Origin of the sequence: Aggregatilinea sp., from assembly GCF_036822615.1 — a bacterium.
Classification (GTDB): Bacteria; Chloroflexota; Anaerolineae; order Aggregatilineales; family Aggregatilineaceae; genus Aggregatilinea.
Window position 1 is genome coordinate 1 of record NZ_DAISHJ010000175.1, and the last position, 8,062, is coordinate 8,062.

General features: G+C 66.8%; 7 protein-coding genes and 1 pseudogene. All 8 read right to left on the reverse strand.

The features are described from left to right. Positions 1–249 (reverse strand): annotated as a pseudogene (locus V7116_RS24630) (hypothetical protein); the annotation flags it as partial. Positions 250–392: 143 nt separating this feature from the next. After that, a complete protein-coding gene (locus V7116_RS24635; RefSeq protein WP_324394652.1) occupies positions 393–2,099 on the reverse strand; it encodes a M3 family oligoendopeptidase in 1,707 nt (568 codons plus the stop codon). A gap of 116 nt (positions 2,100–2,215) precedes the next feature. Beyond that, on the reverse strand, positions 2,216–3,091 hold the full coding sequence (locus tag V7116_RS24640; RefSeq protein ID WP_324394653.1) for a hypothetical protein: 876 nt from the start codon (positions 3,089–3,091) through the stop codon (positions 2,216–2,218). A 14-nt stretch (positions 3,092–3,105) separates the two neighbouring features. Further along, entirely contained in the window at positions 3,106–3,861 is a 756-nt protein-coding gene (locus V7116_RS24645; RefSeq protein ID WP_324394654.1) for a class I SAM-dependent methyltransferase, read from the reverse strand. Beyond that, complete coding sequence (locus V7116_RS24650) at positions 3,858–5,003, reverse strand: glycosyltransferase family 4 protein (RefSeq protein ID WP_324394655.1); 1,146 nt, start codon at positions 5,001–5,003, stop codon at positions 3,858–3,860. The genes V7116_RS24645 and V7116_RS24650 overlap by 4 nt, the downstream gene beginning before the upstream one ends. Further along, a complete protein-coding gene (locus V7116_RS24655; protein WP_324394656.1) occupies positions 5,000–6,067 on the reverse strand; it encodes a glycosyltransferase family 4 protein in 1,068 nt (355 codons plus the stop codon). The genes V7116_RS24650 and V7116_RS24655 overlap by 4 nt, the downstream gene beginning before the upstream one ends. Then, entirely contained in the window at positions 6,064–7,104 is a 1,041-nt protein-coding gene (locus V7116_RS24660) for a hypothetical protein (RefSeq protein WP_324394657.1), read from the reverse strand. Before V7116_RS24660 ends, V7116_RS24655 begins: the two co-directional genes overlap by 4 nt. A gap of 14 nt (positions 7,105–7,118) precedes the next feature. Next, a complete protein-coding gene (locus tag V7116_RS24665; RefSeq protein WP_324394658.1) occupies positions 7,119–7,982 on the reverse strand; it encodes a class I SAM-dependent methyltransferase in 864 nt (287 codons plus the stop codon). Positions 7,983–8,062 lie beyond the last annotated feature (80 nt).

Here is an 8,062-nt window from a genome sequence, read left to right on the forward strand (position 1 = left end):
CACCTCGTCGGGAGCCAGCCAGCGCCGCCCGCGCGTGCGGTCGGGCCGCATCCACTTGGCGACCATCTTACCGTCCAGCCCGCGCCGGTACGTGGTCGATTCGAGCTGCGCGGTCCACAGCCGCCCCGCGTAATCGTAGCTGTACACGTCCGGCTCGCCCCGCGCCTGCTCGATGCTGACCGTCAGGCAGTTGCGCTTCACGCTGATCGTGATCGGGCGTCCCTCCCATTTGCCTAACAATACCGCCATCACACGTCCTGTTCGATTCCTCTACATTCTCGTTCCGGTAAAAACGGGCCGGGGGCGTCGGAATCCGCCCCCGCAGTTCTGGCATTTATTCCCCCTCTCCAACTTGATTGGAGAGGGGATCAGGGGGTGAGGTATGCTTTTTCTTACACCTGCGCGTACAGATCGTCCAGCGTGCCTTCGAGCAGATCGACTGCTTCACGCAGCGCCGCCGCGTCGAACGCGAAGCGCACGCCCGCCGCCCGGTACAGGTCCGGCAGATCGACCGTCCCGGCCAGGCTCAGCGCGTGCCGGTACTGCCGCACGGCGTCCGCCTGATCGCGCAGCGCGTTTTTCCACACCAGCACCGCGCCCAACTGCGCCATGCCGTACTCGACGTAATAAAACGGCGAGCGGTGGATGTGGCGCTTGCGATGCCAGCCGTTGGCCTTGTCCGCCTCCAGGCCGGAAAAGTCGATGCCCGGCATGAAACGATCCCACAGCGCGGACCACGTCGCGTCGCACTGCTCGGGATCGCGGGCCGCGTCGACGTTCTCGTACACCCAATGCTGGTACGCATCGACCACCGCCATGTACGGCCAGAACTTGACGATTTTCTCCAGGTGTGCGATCCGGTCGCGCGCCGCGTCCTCCGGCGCGAAGAAGCCGCCCTCGCTGGCGGGCAGGTACGGGGCGGCGAGCAGTTCCATCGACATCGACGCGACCTCGGCAAACTCCATCGGGACCATGCGCTGGTGATAAAGCGGCTGCGCCCACGCCTCGAACGCGTGGAAGGCATGCCCGGCCTCGTGCAGCAGGGTGCGGATGTCCGCCCGCGATCCGACCGCGTTCATGAAGATGATCGGGCGTTTGCTGGCCTCGAACGAGGTCGAATACGCGCCCGGCCCCTTGCCTTTGCGGTTGTCCAGATCGAGCAGCCCGTCGCGGCGCATGGTGGCGAAGTACGCGCCCAGCGCCGGATCGACGCGGTCGAAAATCGCCTGCCCCTTGTCTTCCAGCTCGGCCACGTCCTTGTACGGCACGATCGGCGCGCTGGCGGTCGGATCAACCTCCACGTCCCAGGGCCGCAGCGTCTCCACGCCCAACAGTGCCCGCTTGCGCTCGTAGATGCGTGTCGCGGCGGGCACGACCACTTCCTCGATCGCGTTGTGGAACGTGGTGCAGTCGTCCGGCGTGTAGCTAAAGCGCAGTAACTGCTGCCAGCGGTAGTCGCGGAAGCTGTCGAACCCGGCGTTGCGCGCGATCTGCTTGCGCAGGTCCATGTACTGTACCCACAGCGCGTTGACCGCGTCCCGGTCGGCCAACTGCCGATCCGACGCCAGCCGCCACGCGCGCTCGCGCACGGCCCGGTCGGGATCGAGCAGCAGCACTTCCGACTGCAGCACGGTCATCTCGCTGCCGTCCCAGTCGATCGTCTGCGCGCCAAAAACGCGGTTCAACCGCGAGGTCACTTTGCTCTGCGCGGTTTGCAGCGGCAGGTTCGCCTCGCGGAACAGCGCTGCCTCTGCGCGCATGTTGCGCAGCGGGATCTCGAAGCCGTCCGGTTCCAGGCCGCTCGCCAGCAGCTTCTGCTTCAGCGCCTGATCGGACGCCTGCGCTTTGGGGAACACGCCCTCCAAAAACGCGTGGAAGCGCGCTTCCGCCGCGTCGTCGGTGGTGTCCTGCGTGGTGGCGAAGTACAGCCGCGAGTACGTCTCGTCGACCAGCTCGCTCAGGCGCGACCAGTCCGCCAGCCAGCCCTGAACGCTGCCCGCATCCAGCGGACGTCCGGCCAGCTCCACGAAAAACGGCTCGATCTGTTCCCAGGAGAGATCCATAAATTCGGTGATGGTGGGGAGTGTGGATAAAGTCATGTGTCGCGTATCGCTTTCTACAAATGTGGACGTGCGTGCCCAACTGGATTTTTGAAAGAGTGGGGCCGTGCCCCACCCTGTGTTTCTGTTTGGAGTGGATTCCGAACGCGGGGCCGTCAGCGCACGACGTTCCCATCCGCGTCCAGCAGTCCCTGCCCGATCAGCATCACTTCCAGGCTGTCTACCAGCGCGTCGATGCACGCCAGGATCGGCTGGTGCTCCCACGGCGCGCCGACCGCCTCGACCAGACGGTTCACCAACACGGGCAGGTTGTGCGGCAGCGTCGGGCAGAACCGGATCGTCAGGTCGAGCAGACGTTTTTCGCCGGGATTGGGCACGGCGTTGGCCGCGAAAATCACGTCGAAGACGCTGGCGAGCAGCGCGGCGGTGCGGTGATTGAGGCTCACACGGTCCTGCCGGATCAGCGCGCTTTCGATCTGGTGGCGGAACGAGGAGCGCACCTGCCGCAGCAGGGGGTAGTTGTTGGCGACGATGGCGCGGCGCAGCGCTTCCGGGTACGGCTGCCGTGCCTTGTCTTGCAGGCGCGCGTACCAGCCGGACGGGTCGATCAGCGGCTCGGAATGCAAAATGGTGTACCAGAAACAGGTCGTGTAGCCGACCCAGGCCTCGTGCCGGTCCAGCACGCGCGCAAGCTGTTCCTCGATCCACGCGGCTTCCCAATAGACCAGATCGACGGACTGCCCGCTCTCGCGCAGCGCCCACTCGTCGCCCGGCCCCCAGAACGGGTTGCCGACCTCCACGCGCCCGTACTCCGCCCCGGCGAACCGCTCGGCCAGCGCACGGCGATCCGCCACCGGCACGGGTGCGGTCGAAATCACGTACAGGTCCCAATCGGAAAGCGCGTCGGCAACGCCCGCGGCCACCGATCCGCCCCGCGCCACGGCGATCACGTCCGGCAGCGCGGCCAGCGCCTCCGCGAGCGCTTGAAGTTGGGGATCGGCAGTGTGAACGGACAGCGCAGGTTCAGGCATGACTCCCTCCCGGGCTAAAGTGGCTTGCGACCGATAACAACCATACTCGCGCCGTTCGGCAGGCGGCGCAGCAGCCGCCAGTCCAGCAGCGCGACGCGGTAGGCGAGGCGTCTGGAACGCGGGCGGATCAGGTCGTGCGCGATGGTCGTGAAGCCGTGCGTGCGGAAGCGCGAGCGCGTAACTTCCAGCCCGGCGTCCGCGAACAGGCCCGCGACGTGGCGCGTGCTCAGGCGGCGCAAATGCCCCGGCTCGTCCCGCCGGAAGCGCCCGTAACCGTCGGCGGAAGGCTGGAACCCGCCGCTAAGCGCCATCAGAATCCATTCGAGCGAGAACCGGTTGGCGCACGGCGTGGTGAACAGGATCTGCCCGCCGGGTTTCAGCACGCGCGCCCACTCGTCGATCGTGGCGCGGGCGTCCTGCACGTGTTCCAGCGTCTCGATGGAGAAAATCAGGTCGATCGCGCCGTTCGCCAGGGGCAGCGCCTCGCCCATGCCGACCGTGTAGCGCTCGTCGGGGAACTGTAGGCGCGCCTTCTGCACGCCGACGAACGAAATATCCACGCCCAGGATGCGCGCCGCCGGAAACGCTTCTTTCAGAAACGGAAAATAGCGCCCCTGCCCGCACGCAAAGTCCATGATCAGCCCCGGCGGGGTCGGCCACAGCGTCCGGTCGGCCAGCACCTCGCGCACGGCGACCAGCCGCGCCGCTTCGTACAGGTCGGTGAAGCCTTCCATGTAGCCCGTCGCGTAGCGCGCGTTATAGTCGATCATTTGCGGTCCTTCCAGGCAGCCAGCACGGAGTCGATGACGCCCGTCTCCTGCTCGACAATCTTATCCAGCGCGAGGTGATCGAGCACGTACTCGCGCGCGCCCCGGCCCATACGCTCGCGCAGCGCCTCGTCGCCCAGCACGTCCAGCAGCGCGGCGTGGATCGCGTCCGGGTCGGTCCCGCACAAATAGCCCGTCTCGCGGTGGCGGATCAGGTCACGGATGCCCGGCGAGTCGGCCCCCAGGACCGGCGTCCCGCACGACATCGCCTCTAACAGCGACTTGGGATGCCCCTCTGAAAACGACAGCAGCACGAACAGATCGGCCTCGTTCATCCAGCCGGGGAGCTGTTCGTTCGGCACATTCTCGACGAAGTTCACCGCCAGCGCGTACGACTCGGCCAGCGCTTTCAGTTCGTCGGCCTGCACGCCGCGCCCGATCAACGTGAGTTCGACATCCAGCCCGCGCGCCGCTTCGAACAGGCCGGGCAGGTTCTTTTCGGCCTGCAAACGGCCCACGTACAGGATCTTGCGGTAGCCGCTGTAGCCCGCCCGCGTTGGCGCGAAGACGTCCGTCAGCATGTAGTTGGGGATGATCGTCACGCGCTCGGCGGGCACGCCGATCACGTTCACGGTATGATCGCGCATACGCTCCGTGGTGACCACGACGTGCTGCGCCTGCCGGAACACGTCGCGTTCCGTGCCGAGCAGCGCCTCCTGGTCGTAGGGCGCGGCTACGTCGGGCGGCACGTTCGCCAGGAACAGCGCCCACATGAAGCCCGCCCGCGCGATCAGCGGCTTGTGCCACAGGGTTGCGGCGCGCAGGGCCGCATCGGACCCGTAGCTCTGGTTGGTCTTGTACACGTCGGCGCGGGCCAGCATGGGCGCGTGCAAAAACGGCAGCCACCGGCTGTACCGGTCCAACGACAGGCCCCAGCGGTTGCAGCGAATGGTGATGCCGGGGATGCGCGGTGCATAGTCGTGGTCGCTGGCGTCGCCGTAGGTAATGAATGTGATCTTATAGCCGCGCGCTTGCAGGCGGCGGTACAGCGCGACCTCGCGCTCAAACGTCCCGGTTTCATCCCAGGTGCGCAGCGAGACGCCGTGCGTAAAAAACAGGACGAGGTGCGGCGTGTGGGCGCTCATGCGCCGGTCCTTTCCAGCAGCGGGCGGTAAAGTTCGTCCGCATAGCGGCGCGCGATAACCGGCCACGCATAATGCTCCACGTCTTCGAGCGCGCCCAACTGGCAGCGCTCGCGCAGCGCTTCGTCTTCGATCAGCGCCGCCACCGCCCCGGCCAGCCCCGCTGGATCTTCGACCTCGGCCAGCAGGCCGTTATCGCCGTCCGCGATCAAGTCGGCGGGCATGCCCATGCGCGTGCTGACCAGCGGCACGCCGGTCGCCCAGCTTTCGAGCAGCGCCTGCGGCCCGCCCTCCACGCGTGACGCGATCAGGTACAGGTCCAGCGCGTGATAACACGCCACAATCGCGCGGTAGTCGGGCAGGTGGTGGTGCGCGTAGGGAATGCCCAGCCGCTCCAGCCCGGCCCGGACGTATCCCCGCGCAGGCCCGGTCAGCAGCACGAACAGGTTCGGGACGTACGGCTTCAACTGCGCCAGCGTGTCCAGAAACACGTCCGGCCCCTTGACCTGCTTGGGTTCCATGCCTTCGCCCCAGCCGACGCCGTCCTTCTGGAACGATCCGATGCACACGGCATCGTCCGGCACACCCAGCGCGGCGCGGCTCTCCTCGCGCGCTTCCGGTCCCGGCGGCACGAACAGATCCAGATCCACGCCCAGTGGGATCTGCACCATCTTGTCACCGGGCAGCCCGCCCGCCAGGGCGTGATCGCGCGTCGCGCTGCACGACACCACGATCTTCTCCAGGCGCGGCGCGGCGGCGTGCATCTGCGCGAAGACGGGCGTCATCAGCGGATCGGCGGGGTCGCCGTGGAACCACGTCATGAACAGGTGATTGGACGGGTGCAGGCGGTCGTGCGGGCCGTTGAAATAGGTGTAGCGGTCGTGGAAGTGGATGATCTGGCCCTTGAGATCCCAGGGCGCGGTGGTCAGCACCGACGGCACGCCCTGCGCGTCCAGTTCCGCCGCCAGATAGCGCGCGACCCAATCCAGCACCCAGCTTGCGCCGTCACTGGCGTGGTAGACCGCAGGCCGCGCCGGGCCGCGCCGGAACACGTCGCGCAGCTTCATGGGCGGATCACACGGCGGGCGCGGTACAGCAGCCGCGCCGCCCAGGGCGCGGGCGCGTAGGGGCGCGTTTGAAGGATCGCCTCGCGCCGGGCCACCAGATCTTCGAACAGCGCGGCATATGCGGCAGTAGTGCGCGCGGCGGTGTTCGGATACTCCGGCATGCGCGCCGCCCACATTTCGTAAGTCGCGGCCATCTCGTCCAGCGCCGTCTCGAACGTCTCCGCCGTGAACGGCACGCCGAAGCCCGCGCAGTATTCGGGCATACAGCCGCTTTCACGGTAGAGCAGCGGCAGGCCGCAGCACGCGCCTTCGTTCTGGTGGTTCCCGCCCGGCTCGTTTTGCGAGGCGGTCAGGTACACGTGATTCTCGCGCAGCGCGGCGGCCAGCTCCGGTCCATGCTTGGGCGGCAGGTAGGTCGTGTTGTGAAAGGTGAAGCCGTCCGGCAGGTTGCCGATGTACGTGAAGGCGAAGCGCTCGCGGACGGCGTCCGTGCCGAGCAGCTCATCGAGGCGCTGGTAAATGTCGAAGCCCTTCAGCCAGTTCGCGCCCCAATGATGCGTCACCAGCCGCAGCGGGCCGGTCCGATCCCACGGGTGGTAACCATCCGCGTTGAAGATCGCGCGGTCGGAGCCGTTGAGGATCACGCTGATCGCGCGGCTGCCGATGCCCTGCGCCAGAAACAGATCGCGCAGCCACGATGACACGAACACCGTATGATCGGCGCAGCGGTTGGCCTCGATCAGCCGCGCATTGACGCCGGTCGTGCCTTTGCGCTCGTCGCACTCGTTGATGCGGTGCACCACCAGCGCCCGCCAGTTGACGTGGCGCACGTAGTCGAGAATCTCGGCGTCGCCGTAGCTGGCCGTTTGTGATTGGGGCCGAGGATCGAACAGCAGAATCACGTCCAGATCGGGCGCGGCCAGATCGAAAACCACCTCGTGCCCGCGCGCGCGCAGCACAGCGACCAGCGCGTGACCGAACTGGTTGCCGCCGCCCCACGGGCCGGACTTCAGGTGCATTCCGATGCTGATCTTCATGGCGGCGCTCGCGCTTACAGTCCCAGCCGCCGCCGGACCTTGCCAAGCGTGTGGCGGACATCCCATCCCAGTCCGTCCAACGGCCCCGCCTTCTTGCGCGCGACCAGACGCTCGTTGCCCTCGCCCTGCCGGACGTCCAGCACGATGAACCCGGCCTCGCGCGCCAACCGCGCCAGCTCGCCAGGCGCGAAGTTATAGACGTGCCCGAACCGCAGGCTGATCGCTTCAAGCGGAATCTCGATGTGGATCGCGCCACGCTCGCCCAGGATGGTATAGAACTCGCGCAGCACTTGCGCGGGGTCGTAGGTGTGTTCCAGCACGTGATAGGCGAAGATCGCGTCGAACGAGCCAGCTGTATACGTCTTCGACAGGGTGTGCGCATCGCCCAGCTTCACGTCGAAGCCGTTCTTCTGGCACCACAGCACGTTGAGCTTGACCACGTCCATCCCGGACACGCGCCGGTAACCGCGATCGTTCAGGAAGTAGATCAACTGCCCGTTGCGCGAGCCGATGTCGAGGATGCGCGACTCAGGCGTGAGCGGCACGAAGCGCGTGAAATGATCCAGCCGCCCGGCGTTCATCTCGGCGTGCGTGGTCGTGCCGACTTCGGGGCTGTCGAAGATCCATTCGTCGCTGTCCGGACTGGCAGGCCGGGACGCCCCGCGCGACAGTTGCAGGTCGTAATAAACCTGCATGTCGATGGGCAGCAGGCGCTTGCCGCCGTCCGCCTCCACGAATCGATCGGTCGCGGCGCGCGGCTTCCACACGATCTGCGCCTCGCCGGACTCGCTCTGCTCCCAGTCCACCGCCTCTCGTGAGAGGCGTTCGATCTCGGCGCGGATCTGCGCATCAATGTCGGAATTGGGTGTCGTGCTCATAAGGCGTTCCTTCATTCAGGGTATTCGCTGGCGCAGCAAACGGCGCAGACGGCGCACGGCGCGCCGCGCGGGATGCGCGG

Bases quoted from the DNA above. Each gene is read 5' to 3' on its own strand.
- V7116_RS24635 (WP_324394652.1), bottom strand. From the start codon at position 2,099: ATGACTTTATCCACACTCCCCACCATCACCGAATTTATGGATCTCTCC.
- V7116_RS24640 (WP_324394653.1), bottom strand. From the start codon at position 3,091: ATGCCTGAACCTGCGCTGTCCGTTCACACTGCCGATCCCCAACTTCAA.
- V7116_RS24645 (WP_324394654.1), bottom strand. From the start codon at position 3,861: ATGATCGACTATAACGCGCGCTACGCGACGGGCTACATGGAAGGCTTC.
- V7116_RS24650 (WP_324394655.1), bottom strand. From the start codon at position 5,003: ATGAGCGCCCACACGCCGCACCTCGTCCTGTTTTTTACGCACGGCGTC.
- V7116_RS24655 (WP_324394656.1), bottom strand. From the start codon at position 6,067: ATGAAGCTGCGCGACGTGTTCCGGCGCGGCCCGGCGCGGCCTGCGGTC.
- V7116_RS24660 (WP_324394657.1), bottom strand. From the start codon at position 7,104: ATGAAGATCAGCATCGGAATGCACCTGAAGTCCGGCCCGTGGGGCGGC.
- V7116_RS24665 (WP_324394658.1), bottom strand. From the start codon at position 7,982: ATGAGCACGACACCCAATTCCGACATTGATGCGCAGATCCGCGCCGAG.